General features: G+C 38.2%; 18 protein-coding genes. 1 reads left to right on the top strand and 17 read right to left on the bottom strand.

All coding sequences use genetic code 11. The features are described 5' to 3' along the window. Nucleotides 1–3: 3 nt before the first annotated feature. Entirely contained in the window at nucleotides 4–1,248 is a 1,245-nt protein-coding gene (locus LV92_RS15925) for an efflux RND transporter periplasmic adaptor subunit (protein WP_111624610.1), read from the bottom strand. A 301-nt stretch (nucleotides 1,249–1,549) separates the two neighbouring features. On the opposite strand from LV92_RS15925, the gene LV92_RS15920 reads away from it, so the two are divergent. Continuing rightward, nucleotides 1,550–2,029, top strand: a complete 480-nt coding sequence (locus LV92_RS15920) for a Dps family protein (protein ID WP_111624609.1) — start codon at nucleotides 1,550–1,552, stop codon at nucleotides 2,027–2,029. A gap of 143 nt (nucleotides 2,030–2,172) precedes the next feature. Here the strand turns inward: LV92_RS15920 and LV92_RS15915 are convergent, their stop codons facing one another. The 16 genes from LV92_RS15915 to LV92_RS15835 form a co-directional block, all read right to left on the bottom strand. Beyond that, nucleotides 2,173–3,081 carry a metallophosphoesterase gene (locus tag LV92_RS15915; protein WP_111624608.1) on the bottom strand — a complete coding sequence of 303 codons (909 nt, stop codon included), beginning with the start codon at nucleotides 3,079–3,081 and terminating at the stop codon, nucleotides 2,173–2,175. A 61-nt stretch (nucleotides 3,082–3,142) separates the two neighbouring features. Next, the gene (locus tag LV92_RS15910) at nucleotides 3,143–3,565 is read right to left on the bottom strand and encodes a DoxX family protein (RefSeq protein ID WP_111624607.1); all 423 of its coding nucleotides are present in this window, start codon (nucleotides 3,563–3,565) and stop codon (nucleotides 3,143–3,145) included. Nucleotides 3,566–3,744: 179 nt separating this feature from the next. Next, the gene (locus tag LV92_RS15905) at nucleotides 3,745–5,922 is read right to left on the bottom strand and encodes an amino acid permease (protein ID WP_111624606.1); all 2,178 of its coding nucleotides are present in this window, start codon (nucleotides 5,920–5,922) and stop codon (nucleotides 3,745–3,747) included. Nucleotides 5,923–6,229: 307 nt separating this feature from the next. Next, nucleotides 6,230–7,039: an amidohydrolase family protein gene (locus LV92_RS15900; protein WP_111624605.1), complete on the bottom strand. Its 810-nt coding sequence runs from the start codon at nucleotides 7,037–7,039 to the stop codon at nucleotides 6,230–6,232. 325 nt (nucleotides 7,040–7,364) lie between these two features. Further along, complete coding sequence (locus tag LV92_RS15890) at nucleotides 7,365–8,060, bottom strand: VOC family protein (RefSeq protein WP_111624603.1); 696 nt, start codon at nucleotides 8,058–8,060, stop codon at nucleotides 7,365–7,367. 114 nt (nucleotides 8,061–8,174) lie between these two features. Continuing rightward, nucleotides 8,175–8,708 (bottom strand): sigma-70 family RNA polymerase sigma factor, encoded by a 534-nt coding sequence (locus LV92_RS15885; RefSeq protein ID WP_317046771.1) that lies wholly within the window; start codon nucleotides 8,706–8,708, stop codon nucleotides 8,175–8,177. Nucleotides 8,709–9,074: 366 nt separating this feature from the next. After that, on the bottom strand, nucleotides 9,075–10,190 hold the full coding sequence (locus LV92_RS15880) for a DUF2914 domain-containing protein (protein WP_111624602.1): 1,116 nt from the start codon (nucleotides 10,188–10,190) through the stop codon (nucleotides 9,075–9,077). A gap of 124 nt (nucleotides 10,191–10,314) precedes the next feature. Continuing rightward, nucleotides 10,315–11,427: a glycoside hydrolase family 88/105 protein gene (locus tag LV92_RS15875; protein ID WP_111624601.1), complete on the bottom strand. Its 1,113-nt coding sequence runs from the start codon at nucleotides 11,425–11,427 to the stop codon at nucleotides 10,315–10,317. A 278-nt stretch (nucleotides 11,428–11,705) separates the two neighbouring features. Further along, nucleotides 11,706–12,107 (bottom strand): ACT domain-containing protein, encoded by a 402-nt coding sequence (locus tag LV92_RS15870; RefSeq protein ID WP_111624600.1) that lies wholly within the window; start codon nucleotides 12,105–12,107, stop codon nucleotides 11,706–11,708. Between the two features lie 24 nt (nucleotides 12,108–12,131). Continuing rightward, nucleotides 12,132–13,301 carry a Gfo/Idh/MocA family protein gene (locus LV92_RS15865; RefSeq protein WP_111624599.1) on the bottom strand — a complete coding sequence of 390 codons (1,170 nt, stop codon included), beginning with the start codon at nucleotides 13,299–13,301 and terminating at the stop codon, nucleotides 12,132–12,134. 180 nt (nucleotides 13,302–13,481) lie between these two features. Next, nucleotides 13,482–14,042 (bottom strand): DUF4256 domain-containing protein, encoded by a 561-nt coding sequence (locus tag LV92_RS15860; protein ID WP_111624598.1) that lies wholly within the window; start codon nucleotides 14,040–14,042, stop codon nucleotides 13,482–13,484. A 133-nt stretch (nucleotides 14,043–14,175) separates the two neighbouring features. Then, on the bottom strand, nucleotides 14,176–15,189 hold the full coding sequence (locus LV92_RS15855; RefSeq protein ID WP_111624597.1) for a hypothetical protein: 1,014 nt from the start codon (nucleotides 15,187–15,189) through the stop codon (nucleotides 14,176–14,178). A 194-nt stretch (nucleotides 15,190–15,383) separates the two neighbouring features. Continuing rightward, nucleotides 15,384–15,827 (bottom strand): GNAT family N-acetyltransferase, encoded by a 444-nt coding sequence (locus LV92_RS15850; protein ID WP_170126345.1) that lies wholly within the window; start codon nucleotides 15,825–15,827, stop codon nucleotides 15,384–15,386. Between the two features lie 48 nt (nucleotides 15,828–15,875). Further along, nucleotides 15,876–17,111 (bottom strand): MDR family MFS transporter, encoded by a 1,236-nt coding sequence (locus LV92_RS15845; RefSeq protein ID WP_111624595.1) that lies wholly within the window; start codon nucleotides 17,109–17,111, stop codon nucleotides 15,876–15,878. 379 nt (nucleotides 17,112–17,490) lie between these two features. Continuing rightward, nucleotides 17,491–17,838, bottom strand: a complete 348-nt coding sequence (locus LV92_RS15840; RefSeq protein ID WP_111624594.1) for a 5-carboxymethyl-2-hydroxymuconate Delta-isomerase — start codon at nucleotides 17,836–17,838, stop codon at nucleotides 17,491–17,493. Nucleotides 17,839–17,925: 87 nt separating this feature from the next. Then, entirely contained in the window at nucleotides 17,926–18,555 is a 630-nt protein-coding gene (locus tag LV92_RS15835) for an NAD(P)H-dependent oxidoreductase (RefSeq protein ID WP_111624593.1), read from the bottom strand. Between the last annotated feature and the right edge of the window lies 1 nt (nucleotide 18,556).

The raw sequence follows: 18,556 nt of genomic DNA, 5'->3' as shown, positions 1-18,556 counted from the left end.
AATCTAGTTTAAAGACAAAATACCTTTTTCTTCCAGTCCTTCGGGTTTGCTCAGATATACAACTTCATTCTCATTTAAACCTTTTTTGATAATTACTACGTCCAAATTGGATTCACCCATTTCAATTTCCTTTTTATCGATGGATAAGCCGGATTTGGCGTATACAAAACTTATTGAATCCTGGGAGAAAACGGCTTCTAAGGGTACCATAAGGACTTCTTCTTCTTTATGGATCAGTATTCTGTTGGAGGTGGTCATTCCAGGTCTAACATTTTCATTGTTCTCATCAAAGTTTACCAATACCTGAAAAAGTTTAATATCCGAACCTCGTTTTTCTTCCCCCACATTGGCCACATTGGTGATGGTTCCTTTTACGGTTACATCCGGAAAGGCATCAAAACCAATAACAACCGGAAGATCTTTTTTAATCTTTCTGATGTCGACCTCATTGGCATAGGTCTTGGATTCCATTTTTGTTAGGTCAGGTAAGGTGGCAATTGCCGGGTCCCACATACTAATGGACGACCCCACCTTTCTTTTGGAACCATCCCAGTTTTTAGCGTAAGTTACCATTCCATTGGCATCGGAATGAATAGTGAAGGATTTCTGAAGATTTCTGAGTTCCTCCAACATTTTGCTGATTTTGGATACTTCAGTTCCGACCTCCACCATCTTGGCCTTGGCCTTCTGTTCCTTAATTTTGTAATCCTCGGTTTTCTCCTTTAGATCCCGTTCCAGGCGCTCAATATTTATTTCCAATTTTTTGATGGTGGCAGGTGGTTCATAAATAGACTGTTTAAGCTCCAGCTTATTTTCTTGGATATCAAATAGCAAATCTTTTATCGCTGTCCGCTCCTGTTTCAAGGTAAGGGTAGTGTCCAACTGTTCTTGGGTGTATTTGGACTGGGCAGTTTCCAAATTTAATTGTGCATCCAAAATCTGTTCATTCACCTCAGAGGGATCCAAACGCCCCACATAGTCGCCCTCTTTAACCAATGAACCTTCAGGAATTAGATCTTGAATTTTTACATCCCGCAGTTTAAATTTACGGATGTCATCCGGGCCATTAATTTTTTTTAAACTGGTAGATTGGGCCTCTCCGGAAATAATGACTTCATTTACAAAATCGCCCTTTACCACTTTAGTGGTAATGGCTACATCTTCATCGGCGGTGTTCCCGAACAAGGTGTAACCTACTAGAATTAGGACAATGGGAATACCAAATAGGAGTAGTTTTTTCTTATTCATTATTAGGTGGTTTAGTTGAGGGGGAGTAAATCAAATTTAAGCTAGTACCTTTATATACAAGTGAAATTTTTGTTATTGTTTTCTTAATTAATCAGCAAAATGGATATAAAAAGGTTAATTATTAAATTTTCTATAATTTTTCATGTTAATTATTAGTATTGTAACCAATAATTATATCACTGCTTAAACTTACTTTTTTCCTATCGTATATTACTATGCGATCATAAAATCTATCAATAAATTAAGGCCTCTTTAGGAAAGGGATTTCTCTAATTTCGGGGTATAATTAAAAAGACACATTATGCAATTAAACAGTATAGGTTTGGATGTTACCAAATCAAAATCGTTAAGTAAGGATTTAAATCAATTATTGGCAAATTTCCAGCGCTACTATCAAAGCCTTAGGGGTATTCATTGGAATATAAAGGGTAAAAGGTTTTTTGATCTTCATTTAAAATTTGAGGAATTGTATACCGATGCCAATCTTAAAGTAGATGAAATAGCTGAGCGCATACTTACGCTGGGGGGTGTTCCCTTACATACTTTTGAGGATTATATTGAAAATTCGAAAGTTCCGGTAGGTAAAAATATAACCAAAGATGAAGATGCGATTCGTTTGATCGTAGAATCACTTTCAGAATTATTGGTAATTGAAAGGGCTATCTTGGATGCTTCGGACGAAGCTTCCGATGAAGGTACCAATTCTATGATGAGCGAGTTTATTACACAGCAAGAAAAAACAGTCTGGATGATGAAAGCTTGGTTGGCCGAGGAAATCTAATCCAAAAAATTCGGACCTTTTTAGTACTAGTTATAGTCTTTAAATGGATTATTAATTTTACAGATCATACCCAATACGGACAATGTTTTGGCAATCAAACACCATAACTATTCCTATTGGGGATGATTCTTGTTTTAAGAGGTTCAATCCAAAAAACCTCTATCGAATGCAAAGGGGTAATCAAGATCGGTATTCACCGTTATCTTTACGGCAGTGTCTCGGCCATCTATTTGTAGACGGGTAATATTCTGTTCTTCCCATGGCTTATTTTTTATCCAAAAATGGCCATCGCCTTGGACCATGAGCACTGGCTTACCAAAAGATTTGGCAGCGGCACGAAACAGATCTGTAAAGGGCTTAAACTTAACGGGGCCTGCTTCCACTATGTTGGCATGTCCAAAAACTACCATGGCTTCTACCTTGCTCACTTGTTCTTCCAAAAGTTTTTTGATCCACAGGCCATTTTGGGTTAATCGGTTATTCCATTCCAAGGAATCATGAACTTGACTTCCTACGAGATTAAGTCCTATGAATAAAACTTTATTATCTATCCAACTAAAATTTTCCGTTCGCTCTGGCTGATAGGTTACAACTGGTTCAAAAACCCAATTTTCATTAAAATGAAGAAAGTACTTGTTCCAATATTCCAATCCTTGTATTGGGTCAGTACAGTCGTTATATTCATTGTCACCCAACACGATAAAGGTGGGCGCCTCAAACGTTTTTAATATGCCAGAAACATCCTGATAGACCGATTCGTCACACTCCATGGCACCTGGTTTTATGTCCCCTACATGGATAACAAATTCCGAAGGATCAAGTGCATTGTGCCTGGATATCATATTGATAAGGCCATCGCGCTGTTCGTTGTTGTAGGGAACGTCCCCAATAGCCGTAAAGGATATGGTGGTTGTCTCCTCATTCAACTCATTGTCTATGGATTTGGAATGTTGGTCATCCCTGCAAGAAAAAAGTAACAAGGTCACTCCTATAAAAACCCAATGTGTAAAATTGGACTTCTTGAATTTAAGAATTGTAGTTGTATAGGGCATGATAAAGTATGACCGTAAATAATTAGATTTTAAATATAATTTAATTACGGGGTTTATTACCTTATTTCTGCATTTTTAAATAATAATCTGTGGAATGTTTACCCGAACCATAAAACATAAAGAATATACATGCCAATAAGGTAATAGAAGCCAGAACTAGATTTCTAGTATTCATTTCCCCTAAAAAATTTACCAACACTGCACCAATAAGAATTGGTAATTGTGCTACTACTGCCCATCGGGTCAATAAGCCTATTACCAATAAAAAGCCACCTACAAAATGAGCTGGCGCTACGTAATGCATAATCAACATACCTCCAGGAATGTTCTGGAAGGGTTTAATAATTTCTGCCATTTGTTGATGATTGGACATAAAATCGACTCCCTTCATAAAAAGAAAAACTCCCAATGCAACTCTTAATAAATCCAAGGGATAATAAGTATGGGCATTGGCCCATTTGTTTAAAGATTTAATTGTTGCCATAATTGTTATTTTAAAAGTTACCTACCCTAAGGTACTCATTTTTAGTGAAATGTGAAAATTTTAGGGGGTCCTATTTAATCCATATGACAACTATTGGTACAGTCCCTTTAATCCATATTGGACCTATTTAGGAGGGACTGATGGCGGCATGTTGTACTTTAAAAGGAGAGCTGGTTTTTCTATACCAATACATTTTCAAAATCGGAGTCGGAACAAAAAACGGCCGATATTCTGGAATCATTCACAATTTTGACCATGTCATCAATGGTCACTCCTTGCTCAATATTAAAAATATTGACATCCGCATTTTTCTCTTTAGAAACATTTTCGAGTAGATTTCCCTGATGTATTTTAATAATGGTCCGCTTTGGGAACCTGACCATTGTCTTTAAATCTTCTATATCATTCTCTTCAAAAATCAAATTGGGATTATTATTAAGGATATGTACATCTATGTTCCCTTTCCAATTACGGCAAATAAGAAGGGAGGTCAAAGCAGACAGGTTATTGTTATTTACGCTAAACGTTTCCTTCCAATCCACGGGAATATCGGTCATCCACAAATTGATGCTTTTTTCAATGGCCAGACTTGCCGTGGCAAAGGGAATGTAAATTACCATCCCAAAATTATTCTTCTTGGTATCGGCTATTAGTTTGTTGTAATAGGCCAAATTAGAAGTGGCGGAATCTATACTTACAAAAATGATGTTGGGCTTAAAAAAAGCAGCATTTAGGGATTGCATACTTACATTTACGGTGGTATTAAAATCTGTGTTATCTATTACGGAATAGGAAACGGACAGATCACTCTCCTTAAATTTCTTCACAGCGTTCTTAAGGAAATTCTCCATGTTTCTCTGTTCGGTCTCATTTTCGTTTCTTAGGGCCAATATCTTTACGGATCCTTTGGGGTAAATAATGGAATGGATTAGTTTAAAGGAACTTCTTAGTTCTTTGGGCATGGTGACCGGAATCAACAAATCCGGCCGCCATGATCTTACTTCCCGTTCCTGTCTTAGGCTATTTGTCTTTTTGGTGGCCCACTCTGCCAAGGCAGTAAACAAACCACTTCTGGAGTCTCCTGCAGCCGATTTAATGTTCATTTTAACCAGATAGAGGTAGAAAAGCACTATAAAGATTAAGGAAAATAATGCTACTATCACATTTAGAACAAACATAATGGCAATGGAACCAAAGGCCCCGATTGCGGGAATAATTATGGGAATTTTTAGGGTAGGCCTATAACTCGGTAATCCCAAAGTCTGTTCTACAAGTGCTACTATATTTACCATGGCATAGGTGATCATAAAGAACATGGTAAGTAAAGGGGCAATGGTATTTAAATTTCGAAGCGAAATACCAAATAGTACCAATCCTGCTGTAATTAACATGGCATTGACAGGCTCTCCTTTTTTTGACTTTTTGGCGAGTTCCTTGCTTTTGGGCAGTATGTTTTTTTCTCCCAAGGCCAATAATATTCTTGGGGCACCAACAAAAGACCCTAGGGCAGAGGACAAGGTGGCCCCCAAAAGGCCTGCTAGGACAATGGGTCCAAAAAGAGCTTTATCTATAAATACGTTATAATTTTTGGCCAATTCATCAGGGGATGCAATAACGGCTGCAACAAAAATTAAGCTGATATAAATTATTGTGGTAATTATTACGGAAGATATGGTACCAACAGGAATACTCTTTCTTGGATTGGTGAGATCGCCGGACATGTTTGCCCCTGCCATAACCCCAGTGACCGCGGGGAAAAAGACGGCAAAAACCGTCCAAAACGAGGATCCGCTAAAATCGTTCTCCACAGAACCCGGATACTGTCCGATCCATTGAATATTAAAATTTAACTCGTTTACAAATAAGGCCCCGTAGATGGAAACCAAGGATAAAACGATGACACCTAAAATTACGAATTGAATTTTAAAGGCAAAACTGGTACTGATAAAGGCAATGCCCATAACCACTGCAAAAATGGCCAAATCCAGTATCACAGGGTTAATGTCCGGCGTCAAGGTTTGCAAACCTTCCCTGAAACCGAAAATATACATGGCAACGGCTATGGATTGTGCAAAATAAAATGGAATCCCAATCGCACCTCCAATTTCCAGGCCAAGGGATTGTGAAATTAAACTAAATGCACCACCACTGCCTATTCTAATGTTGGTGGTGATGGAAGATAGGCTAAGGGCCGTAGTCAAGGTGATAGCGACGGACAATAAAACTATGCCCAAGGCTCCCATAACCCCTGCATTGCCAACAACCCACGGTTGGCGTATATACATAATGACCCCCAATATGGTCAGGGTGGTAGGTGTAAAGACCCCTGCAAAGGTCCCAAAAGTTTTCTTGGTCATCTATTTTCTATTAAAAGGGCTGAAATGAATTGGCTTAAAGCCTTAAGGTAAGAGCAACTTCGAACATGCTATTTGCACTATATGCAAACGAATAAATTTATTGGCATTTTATGATTGTGCAATCTCTTAAGGCTCTTACCTACCTATAAGATATTCATTTATTTTTGATTTAGCACAAATTCTGCTCTTTGGTTTTAACATTTTTGATGTGCCGTAGTTTTAGATGGGATTTTAGGTTCTACAGGTACACCATCTATAAATGTAAAAGCTGAAATTTAAGGTTACATTAAAATAGTAAGGGTATTGTCTAAAATTTGGATACATCTATTTTAAAAAGATCGGCAGCATTTTTCCATAGGATAAGTTCTTTTTTTTCATCGGGAAGATCCAATTGTTTCATAAAGTTGAGATAGGAGTGCATGTTGGAAATTGGCCAGTCCGTGCCGTATAAAAGGTACTGTGGATTTCCGGCATAGGTAATCATTTCCTCCAATTCCTTTTTCATGAATTTTTCAAATTTATATGAAAAATCACCCAAAACCAGACCGGAAATATCGCTATATACATTTTTGTTTTTGTACACTACTTCCATACAATCTTTGATCCAAGGATTACCCACATGGCAGATAACAATTTTAAGCTCAGGAAAATCCACTGCTACATCGTCTATATGAATGGGATGGGAGTATTTGATTCTTCCCGTTGGCGAATAGGTGTCTCCGGAATGAAACATTACCGGTACACCGTATTCCGCCGCCATGTCATAAACTACCTGTAGCCTTTTATCATTGGGGTAAAAGGGCTCATAGCCTGGATAAAGTTTTAGGCCTTTGATCAGGCCCTCATCCAAAAATTCACTTATTTCCTTTAAGTCCCTATGGGTGTAATTCAAATAACTGATGCCCGCAACCACGCCAAGATTATCTCGTCCACTAATGGCTTCCACCACCTTCTTGGTACTGGGTCTATGTTCGTTTACCTTATAGGAAGATAGTACCAAAGAATAATCTACCTTATTTTCCTGCATAGTCTCAGTTAGAAGGTTTAGGCATTCTTCCAAGGAAACTACCCGGTCTTCATGGTAGTTGTTGATATGTGTGTGGACGTCTATGATCATAAATTTTTAGTTATATGTTTTGTGGTAATATGCAATATTTTTTTCATTGGGTGCTATGTGCAACAGGTTGTTTTTTAGTATTCAACAAAGCTGATATACTTGGACTTTTTTTTATTTGTTCGACTTCTTGGCCCCATTTTTTTTTCGATTCTTTTTATTATCGCGAATTGTAATTACCATTGCAAGGATCAATAGTATTAATGAGATGACCCGTCCCCAAAATCCGAAATCCATTTTGTCCCAGCAGCTAATGAAGCTTACAATGATCCATATGGCACTTGCAATTATTAAGAGTAGGGGGTAGTTTATTTTTCGCATATGATTATCAATTTTTATTGGTATTATGGAGACTAAGGCTAGTGACCTTTAAACTTTCATTTTTGAACTCCACATGGTATTGTTTACCATTTTCCTGCAATACAAGTTCAAAGTCGGAGGCAAAGGCCCTGTCATTGGTGGGGTACCATTTTTTATGTTCCCTGTCAATGCAGATGAACAATCCGTTTTCATCCCCTATGGCACAAAAATTTCCAAACCCTCCATCATAGATCTCGATTCTCATAGCATCCTTTAAGATACTAAATTCGCTTTCAATATTCCTTGTGGGGACTCCAATTTCGGATATTTCCAGAAATTGTTCCGGACCAAAATTTTGTTCCGATTCATTTTTTAGGTTTTTACGCGCTATTAGTTCCAAAATATTTTTGTCCGGGTCATAAAAGTAGATGGCTTTGGCATTCCAGGCCCTAAAGTCTATAATTTCGTCTTGGTCGTCTTTCAATATAGTAAGTCTGCATTTAAGCCATTGAAATGCTTCTACCTCTTTATTGGCGGGGATATTGATAGCGAAATGATATGGGGTAGCGGAGTTATTTAGTTCAAAATGGAGCAGGGTATTGCCAATATTAAAAGAAACATTTTTCGGAGATTTCTTCACTATTTCCAATCCCAAAACTTGAGAGTAAAACTCCGCTTGCCGCTCTATATTGGATGTGTAAAGTGTCAATTCCTGAATCTTCATGCCTGGGTAATATTAGCCTGCAAATTAATTTGATAATAGTCAAACGCTGCTTCCTCTAAGATAGCAAATATTGAACATTCAACCCGCAATATAGGGTATGGAAAATGGGAGAGCCTAATTACAAATACTGCAGTTGGAATCCCCAATGAGTTTGCCCTCATTGTTTATTTCAAATTTACAGCAAGCATTAAAATTATGGATAAGAAGTGATTTAGCGCGCCTAATTCTTGCTTTTACGTTGGCCAAGCTAATTCCCATCATTTCTGCTGCCTGGCCCTGGGTCTTGCCCTGTAGGTAAACCAAATGAACCACTTCCTTATATGGTTTGGGTAAATTGGTTACAAATCGATCAAAGCAACAGAAATCCTGGTAGCTGTCATAAGTTGATGAAATTTCATTCAAAGGGCTTTGCAAGGTTTTGATGGCAAGGTTGTAATAATTGGCAATTTCATTTCTAACAATAGTAAATACCCAAGCCCTAACCTTTTCCGAGTCCTTTAAGGTGTCAATTTTTTGATGGATTTTAAGGAAGGCATTCTGAATTATTTCCCTGGTAGCTTCTTCATCCTTCACTTTTTTCAGAATAAAAAAGTATATTTCACTATGGTGCTTTTTCCAAATGGCTGCCGTTTCAATCTTCATACCCATAATATACAAGGTTGGCCTTGAAAGACCAACCTTTTTTTAACAACATTCACATTTATTACAATCGCATTTGCTGCAAGGACAGTTTTTTTCCAAACAGTTGACACAATTACATTTGGTGCATTCGCACTGGGTACATTTACAATTATTCATTCCTAAAAGATTTTAAGTTTATTAAGTAGACCAAAACTTGCCTAAAAGGATACAAAAAAAGGTTTGTTTTTTTTTGCATTATTTCAGCATGTGGAAAAAGTTACTGGTTTATGGAGCCCAAAAAATATAATTTTCACGGGAATGCTCTCTAAAAATTTATTCAACTGCTAAGCCCACCTTCTTTGGGTATGCTGCCATAAACGGTAACACCAAGGCTCAGAATATTTTCTGTGTTATTCCCTTGGGTTGCAACGAATCACTGGTTATCACTTCAAAGTCTATTATGCCCAGAACCAGTTCTTCCTGGGTAAGAACCTCCACTTTCCACAAACCTTCCACTAAATTGTTTTTAAAGGTATAACCGCGATAACCGCCATCGCGGCCTCCAGTAATATCATAGCCGATATCCTCGATAATTTCCCATTCCTGGGTTGCTTGATTATACCATTTCCAACGATGAAATACCGATTTCTTTAAACTGGTCGGGGCAAATATGGACGAAAACACATAGACATTCTCATTGGGTTTCTGTATAAATTTTAGTCGGTGCTTTCTCCAAAATACATACCATTCATCAGTTTCATAGGTAACAAGGTAGTTGTTGTTATCTACCTTAACTTGATGCGCAACAATGCCATTGCTCAAGGCAAGGGGTACTGGTGGGATTAACCTAAAAAAATAGAATATGTTGATTATTAGGTAAATGGAAAACACTATTCCGATGAGTTTTCCCAGATGAATTTCCGACCTTGTACTTGGACTTGCACGATAAATAATAGCAATTAGCGCTAAGGTGGAAAACAAACTCAGGAGACCTGAGAGTATAAAAATATTGGGACTCATTTCCTTGATCAACACCGGAACCATAAAGGTGAAGAAAGTAAAACTGATAAAGAAATATACACTGAACTGTAAGTACTTATTGGAAATTCTTTTTTTTAAAATTTCATTGGCAAATAGTAATACAAGGAGTATGATCAGGAAGAAAACGGTTTTGGACATGGATACACTACGCGAGTAATATATTACATAGGCACTGGAAAGCCCGCCGAAGAAAAATTGTATGGCCAAAGGATAATATTCTTTAAACCTTTCCAGAACGGTATTGTTCCATTTCCCATCATCGGCTAGATTATAGAGGTACAACGTAATGGTCAAGGATGTCATGTGCAGGCACAGAACACTAAGGTCATATAGCCTATCTATGCGCCCAAGGGTAAGGGTGTCAAATATAAATCCACCAATGAAAAATAGGATGGGAGCATATTTTTCATGTTTTCTTATAAACCCCCGTAAACGGCTATTCCTAAACTGTACTAAGGTTCTTTTCATCTCAATGTTAAGTACCTAAAATTATGGCATTAAAAGGCATTGCAATGACCCGTATCAACAAGTTTTTGCTTCTACTACTTTATTAAATAACGAAAAAAAATTTCTAAACTATATTTAGGATTCCTTATTTTCCACCATACAACTTATACACTTCCGAACCGGCGCTTAGAAAGGCTCCCGTGCCATAAACTTCCGTTTTGTCTGCCCAAGCATTCCCAGGTGCGGCTCCAATAGGCTGAACATAGCCCAACATACCATCACTGGTAACATGGCCCACCAAGGCGTACCATCCCTTTTTTACCGCAGGGGTGTAGGTGGCCTTATCCAATATGCCTTGGTTTATACCCCAGGCCAAACCGTAAACATTAAAAGCGGTTCCACTGGTTTCTGGAGTGGGGTAAAATTTCTGCCCCAATAAACTCATAGCCCAATGGCCTTCCGGAGTTTGGATCTCCAGCAGTTTGGCAGCCATTTTTTTGTAAATATTCAGGAAATATTTGTATTCCTTGCTCTGTGGATCCAATTCGTTCATGACATTAACGAGTCCGGCAAATACCCAGCCGTTGCCCCTTGCCCAAAATATTTTGGTACCGTTGTCCAATTTGCCCATATAACTTTCGTCCCTGTAGTATAGGCTTTCTTTTTTATCAAACAGGAAATCGGTAGTGGCCTTGAATTCGGTCATCATGAAATCGAGATATTTTTTTTCACCTGTAACATTGTACAATTTAGCCCAGACCGGTGGGGACATAAAAAGGGCATCGCACCAATTCCAACGGTCCTGGTGATAGGGAGTTTTCCAATGAAGCGAGCTAAGCGAAGGATGGTACATGATAAAATTAAACTGTTCTATGGTGGGTTCTATCATTACTTTGTCCTGATACTTTCTATAAAGATCTATATATAACTGTCCAACGGTATGATCATCGGCATGGTATTTTCTACGGTGTAATTGCCATTCATGCTTTTGTCCAATATCTTTAAGCCACTCATAATATTTGTCACTATCGGTCATGGCGGCCCATTTTACCATACCTACATACAAGGCGCCATTGGTCCAGTCCAACGGGTGGTGTGGCTTATCGTGTCCACTGTACAACCCTTGGTAATTGTCTATCTGCCAGTCGGCCACTTTCTCCATGACCTTTATAACTTCAGTCGGCTTTATATCCTGGGCTTGGGTAATGGTGGTAAACGCAAATACTGATAACGCTGTAAAAATGGCTGCTCTTCTCATTGATGGGTTAAATTTTCATAGATGATTATTGGTGTATTAGAATAATAAAAAACCTCCAATTTAGTATTTCCAAAGGCTTTGGATATTTAAGGACACCTATTATTACTGATAACAGTTATCAATAATAGTAAATATTCAGTTAAAATCTTTTCAATTGAATGAATAATATGGCTGTATTATGATAATGATGCAATATTAGATAAAATATAGTCTTGGCTTTATAAGTGGGAAGAGCAGGAATAGGGGGGATGCTGCAACCATTGAATCATGGGTGCCTGTTATTCAGACTCGTCTGATAGGGCCGTTAAAACCAGCATTGCCTTTTCCGAATCCTTTGTATCCACAAAAATATGGTCGTGATAATAGCCGGCTATTACATTACAGCTTATATCATTTTTGGCCAATGCTGTTGAAAATACAGCGGTTAGACCTACCGCTTCCAGCGAAGAATGAATTTTTAGGGTAATCCAAGAGGCTACATATTCATAGGGCAGTTTTAAGTGGTCCGCTTTGTGCTTCTCGATTATTATAGTAGTTCCTTCTTTTTCCTTGAATTCACAGATGGTATCCTCTCTGTCAATATAATCCATGTTTTCTACCGTAGAAAATACGTATTCCCCTTGGTTCAGTTCAGGGGACATTTCATGTATTAACTTAGATATGTCGGTTTCTCCACTCATTTAATTATTCATATTTAATAAAGCTTACACATTTAGTTTATGGGCCATTTTTTGACCTTTCAGCGCTAATTCCGTAGCAAGGAAACAATGTTCCTGTGTCATGGCCGTTTCGGTGCGGTGCACCACATCGTTTACCAATTGTTCGCCATAAGGCATGTAGATATTGGAACAATCGTAATATTTGGTTTCTTTTTGGTTCACTAAAAAAAGGTGATTACCACCTTCTCGACCTGCAATGTCGATGTATTTCCGCATTTCTATATAGCCTTCCGTTCCCAAAATAAAGGTGCGGCCATCTCCCCATGTACCTAGACCTTCCGGTGTAAACCAGTCGATTCTAATGTAGCCAGTAGCGTGTGCACTTCTAACACTCATATCCCCAAAATCTTGATAAATTGGATTATGCGAATTTTTAAAATTTCCTATTTGGGAAAAATTTACATCTGCTTGTTTGGAGTTGGTATAAAATAGAAATTGGTCACACTGGTGCGAGCCAATGTCACATAGAATACCCCCTGCCTTGTTGGGATCGAAAAACCAGTCGGGACGGGATTCTGGTCGCATTCGGTGCGGTCCCAGTCCGATGGTCTGTACCACTTTTCCTATGGCACCGGCACTGACCAGTTCCCCAGCTTTTATAGAGGCCGGATTACCTAAACGCTCGCTATACATTATTGAATAAATTCGCTTCGTCTCCTTTTGTACTTTTTTTACTTCTTTCAACTGTTCCAGTGTAAGAATGCCAGGCTTGTCCGCCATAAAATCCTTTCCGGACTGCATTACACGAATTCCTATCGGTGCCCTTTCTATAGGAATTGCCGCGCTGGCCACCAGCTGGATAGTATTGTCCACAATAATTTCATTTTCGCTTTTCGCAATCTTAACCTTGGGATAGCGTTTGGTAAATTGCTGCAACAATTCAGGCTCCTTGGCGTAAACGGCGACCATAGTTCCACCGCCTGTCAGTAAGGAATCGACCATTCCATAAATATGGCTATGGTTCAAACCTATTACGGAAAATCTTATGGATTCCTTGATGCTATTGGATTTGTTGACTGGTAATATAATTTCTTCAGGCCTTGAAGTATTATGTAAGTTGTGGCCAAAAATGTGGTTAGGGATCATGCCAATGGCTGCTATTCCGGCTACGGAGGCAAAGGATTGGCCTATAAATTTACGTCTGTTGGTTGGCATTTGTTTCAGTTTTAGGTGTCATGTAATATAGCAATAAACTTTTGTTAATCGGAGTAAAAGAGAATTCCATTACCCAATAAAATGCCCGCTTTTTATTTTGAGGGAGACCATTTATAATAGTAGAATTCAAAGTTCTCTTCTACTATTTTGTTCATTAATTGCATCCAAAACCTTTTGGAATTAGACTCTTAATAAGCCCCTAAAACCTCTAGCAGCATAATAGGAATCGGCTCCATTGTGATAAACAAAAACATGGCCGTACCTAAAATCGGCGAACAGTGCCCCTCCTAGTTGTCTAATATCGGGCGGAGTCTGTATCCAACTCGATGTTTTTGTATCGAACTTCCCCAGTTTTTGTAGTTTTCTATAGTCCTCTTCGGTCATTAAATCCACTCCCATGGCCAGGGCCATAGAACAGGCGTTGTGTTTGGGTTTGAACTTTATTCTGGATTCCTGTGCCTCTTGGTCATAGCAGGCACTTCTTCTACCTGTAGGACTTTCCACCGAGCAATCGAAAAAGATATACGCACCACTTTTCACATCAAAATAGACCACATCCGGTTCCCCTCCGGTCTTTTCCATTTCGTTAAGGGACCATAGTTTTTCCGGGCTGTTATTTAATTTATTTTCAATAGCATGCCATTCAAGGCCCGTATGCCTATTCATGTTCTGGTGAAATCTGGCTTTTAAAACTTCCAGAATAGCGGTCTGATCTTTTGAGGTTAATTTCGTTTTGAACATAAATGGACATATTTTTTAATGCCTTTGACGATAGGGGAGTCTGAACTTCTTTCCATGTAGAATAAAACTAACTCATCTAAATCAATTTCGGTGAGTTTATGATAAATTTTCACCCGTGTGTTTTTAGCAAAGGCTATCTCCCATAATCGCCCTTTGCAAACGAGGCCACAATACTACTGTTCGGAGTTTTGCAGTTCGTGGGAAAGTCAAAAAAATAAATGCATTTTGGCAAACCATTGCTAAAGTCAATTTGCACCCAACCTTGACTACTGCTACCAAAACCTGAATAGCTATAATTGGCCCTTACTGATTTAGGTCTCCCTTCGCTGTCTTTGGAAAGTACGGAAAAAGCTGAAATACTTCCAGCAGTATAACGATTGAACGACCAGGTTTTGGATTGGTTGGCTACAAGGTCATCTATCAACTTATTATAATCCTGGGATCCTGTAGGTCCCCCGGATTTTTTCATGACGGCATATTTACTACTTCCCTCCATGCGGATCGAAGGTTTGTTCAGGGCAAACAGTTTTAGGTTTTCTTCAAATCTTTGCACACCGGGACTATTGCAGCTGTTTATCTTAAAAATTTGAAGCATATCATTTTTTAATCCTTTGGCCTGATGCATTAAATCAACGGAATTGCCCATAGAATGTGGGTCCAATATCATTTCCATAGTAGTACGTACAGCATCGGCCCTTTGTATATTTTCGACTTCTATTTTGGCATTATACAGATCTCTGCGAGCAAAAAGGCCGGTGCCTACCCATTTATATTCAATACATACCCTACTAAGCTCATCTCCATATACATTTCGGGATACCTCTTCCACGGCGCATACCTGTTCCATAATCTCTACCCTGTCTTCCGGCAGGTAACTGGGACATTCCCTTCCGAAGGCTCTGAGGTATTGTTCAAAAATCATAAGGAATCGCATGTCCTCACGTTTTAAATCAATATTTTCAAAATGACCTCTAAAGATATAATCGAAAAACTCGGCGTTGTACAAGCCGTCGGTATTAAATACCAACGATTGTGGAGGCGAGCTCTCTTTTTCTGAAGGGTGCGGAATTGAATGTTTAAAGGAAGAAATAATAACAAATAGAAAACTTACGAACAAAATCCGAATAAAGTAATTGCTTTTCCACATGTGAAACTTAGGTTGTTTTTAGACGAAAAGTCTGGATTAAATGACTGATTACATGATAAATATACAAATTATCATAAATTTAGAAAATCCTACAAGCTATTGTTTCCCTATGGATTTTTCCATTACATATATTTCTAATATTTTATGCGCTGGAACATAGTTTTTCTGCAACTGTAAAGGTGTACTGGCCCCCTTTAAATCACAAATTGGAAAATATGGTATTTAAATAAAATATACTCCCCTTCTTTGGAAATTCCTTCGGATGCTGCCACCCATCCCGATTTCAAATAGAAATGGATGCCTAATTTATTTTTCTTCAAGCACTTTAGTGCAAGGTCAGAATTGGACTTTTCAATGACTTTGTTCAATAGCATGGTGCCAATGCCTTTACCTTGAAAATTATTAGAGATATACAGATGGTGAAGAAAGCTGTCCTGAAGCCATACAGAGGCAAAACCTACGATTTCATTTTCCATTTTCGCCACCAAAATATATTCTCCTTTGGTGTCCTGGTTAAACGAAGATTTGTCGATAGAATCTTTGGGTAGCCATGTAAAGGTAGAAATCCGAACTTCAAAATAAATTTCTTGAAGCCGTGTTCTATCGTTTTCCTCAAAATCTGTTATCTCTATTTTCAAACCAATTAGCAGTATGGTTTATTTACAATTATAGCCTTTAGTCCTAGATTACCCAACACTCCTTAAAGAACTAGTTTTGTTTTCTTTTTCTTTCTTTAAAAAATGAATTAACAACAACATAAATGCCGCACTTGATATGGCCACTAGGGTAATTATATGCCAGGTAGATTTATATCCCAAATTCGCCACTAAATTCATTCCGATGCTGTGCCCAAAAATGTGGGCTATGGAGAAGGAAATGGAGTAATAGGCCATGTATTGCCCTTGGTTTCCTTTTATAGATCTATTTAGGGCCAAGGAATTGGAGAACGGAAATACGATCATTTCTCCAAATGACATAAGAATCATACCAATAACCAGGGCTCCTATCCATCCGGTAAGATTGATTACAATGAAGCTCATTGCTGTTAATAGGACCCCAATGAGGATGAGTTTGGACATACTATTTTTACTGCTTTCCAACCATTTGATCAGTGGCATTTCAAAAATAAAAATAAGAAAGCCATTCAATCCTAGGAGCAGGCCTATCTCTGCCTCCGTTAAATGATGCACATCTTTGTAATAAAGGGGAAGGGTAGATAACAATTGAAAGAATGCCAGCCCAAATAATGTCATTCCAACCAAAAGAATCATAAAGGCCATATCCGTGTATGCCTCTGAGGGATTTACCACCTTAACCTGCTCAATAACCTTTGCTTTCTTAGGGTTCAGAATTTTCAATAATAACATACCGGCTATAAAACAGGTTATGCCATCTATCCAAAACAGTCCCCCATAACTTAGAGCAAATATAATGAGACCTCCCAAGGCAGGTCCCGCAGAAAAACCCAAATTAATGGCCAACCTGATCAGCGTTATGGAGCGCGTTCTATTTTCTGGTTTACTATAGGAGCTTAATGCTACAAACATGGCCGGACGGAACATATCGGCGATGGCCATTAGAACTAAGACTCCAACACAAAAACCAACAAATGTTGTAATGTACTGTAAGAGGATAAATGAAACTCCAGAGGCCAATAGGCTTAATACCATCACCTTGTAATAGCCTATTCTATCCGTTAATTTTCCTCCCAACCAAGAGCCGATCACAGACCCCAAGCCAAAAAGTGCCATGATCCAACCTACATCCGAAAGGCTAAAGTTTAAACTTTGGGTAAGGTATAGGGAAAGAAATGGTATTACCATGGTACCGGCCCTGTTAATAAGTGTAATAAGTGCCAGCCACCAAACTTCTCTGGATAGTCCATTAAAGGTGTTAACATAACTGGATAATAGCTTTCTCATTTTTGTCGTTCATTTTTAATCCCACTTGGTATAATGGTATATTCCTACATTGGTGATAGATACGAGATAATTGTTACAGATTATCATCCCAATAATAAAAATTTGATTCCTTGTTCAACGCAAATCCGGTTTTTGAATATAGATTATTGCCCTTTAAATTGAATATTTTCGTTTCCAAAAACATCCCGCAGGCAGATGTCTCTTTTACTAATTTCTTGGTCCTTTCAATTAAATGTTTGGAGATTGAAATTATTCCTTAATTTGCTTTTACCAATAAATCATACAATAACCATAACCTTTTTATTCCCGAAGATGAAAATAATAGGTAAAGTTGCGTGAAAGCGGTTATTTAGTATTATCCCTGATATACTGTACAAATTTACCCTACCATTGATTTATTACAGTAGGTGGCTTTCTCAAAATCCCGGATGTTTATGGAAATAATGGGAACTTCCGGAAACATTGATTTCAATTCAGAAACTATTTTTTTTGATAAATCTTTTTTTTCGGGAATGCTTCTTCCTTCCATAATATTGGCGAAAACGTGCATAAAGTCGTCTCTGGTATTGCCTATCGTATAGTATTCAAAGGGATTGATCCTTACCTTGATGTCCCCGGCTTCAAAAAGATCGGTTGCTTCAGCGGTATCATAAACCCTCTGAATGATTTCGTTAGGAGCTTTTTTGTTTAAAATGTTTTGCGAGCAATCAATTACAAAGTGTGGCATACTATTATACTTTAGATTATTTTAGGCAAGTCCAACCTGCTTTATAAGGATGTTGAACTTGCCATACTTTTTTTCAATTCTATTTGGTCAGGCAGTTTGGAATAATTCTTCCTTGGTCTTTCTTATTTTTAATCTATTCTGGGATTTATCGGAAGCAGATCTATACCCTACAGGGGCTATCACTGTTGCATTAAGTCCCAGTTCATCCAATCCCAATATTTGATTATAGGCCTGGTTGTCATAGCCTTCCATGGGACATGCGTCTATTTTTAGCTCGGCACAGGCAATAAGAAGATTGTTCAAGGCCAGATAGGTTTGCTTTTCCGACCAACTTTTTCGTTCCTCTGCCGACATCTTGGCGATGCTTGTCTTAATAGATTCTCCATATTGTTTTATCCCATCGGAAGAATTGCCCTGTGTAGTGATAATTCGTTCTACATAATCGTCTACATGCCTATCATAATCTAGGGTGTAATTACAAAAAACGAACAACTGGGATGCGTCGGTAATTTGGGATTGATCCCAAGAAGCTTTTCGCAGTGCTGCCCTGATTTCATCGTTTTCAATGATCAATACTTTATAAAGTTGTAGGCCATAGGATGATACGGAAAGCCTTATGGCTTCTTTTAGAAATTCCAAGTCTTGCTTGCTTACCTTTCTTTTTGGGTCGAACATTTTGGTGGCATATCGCCAATTTAGATGATCAATTAAATTCATT

It is taken from the genome of Arenibacter echinorum (assembly GCF_003259375.1).
GTDB lineage: Bacteria > Bacteroidota > Bacteroidia > Flavobacteriales > Flavobacteriaceae > Arenibacter > Arenibacter echinorum.
This window is presented reverse-complemented; position numbering and strand designations above follow the sequence as displayed.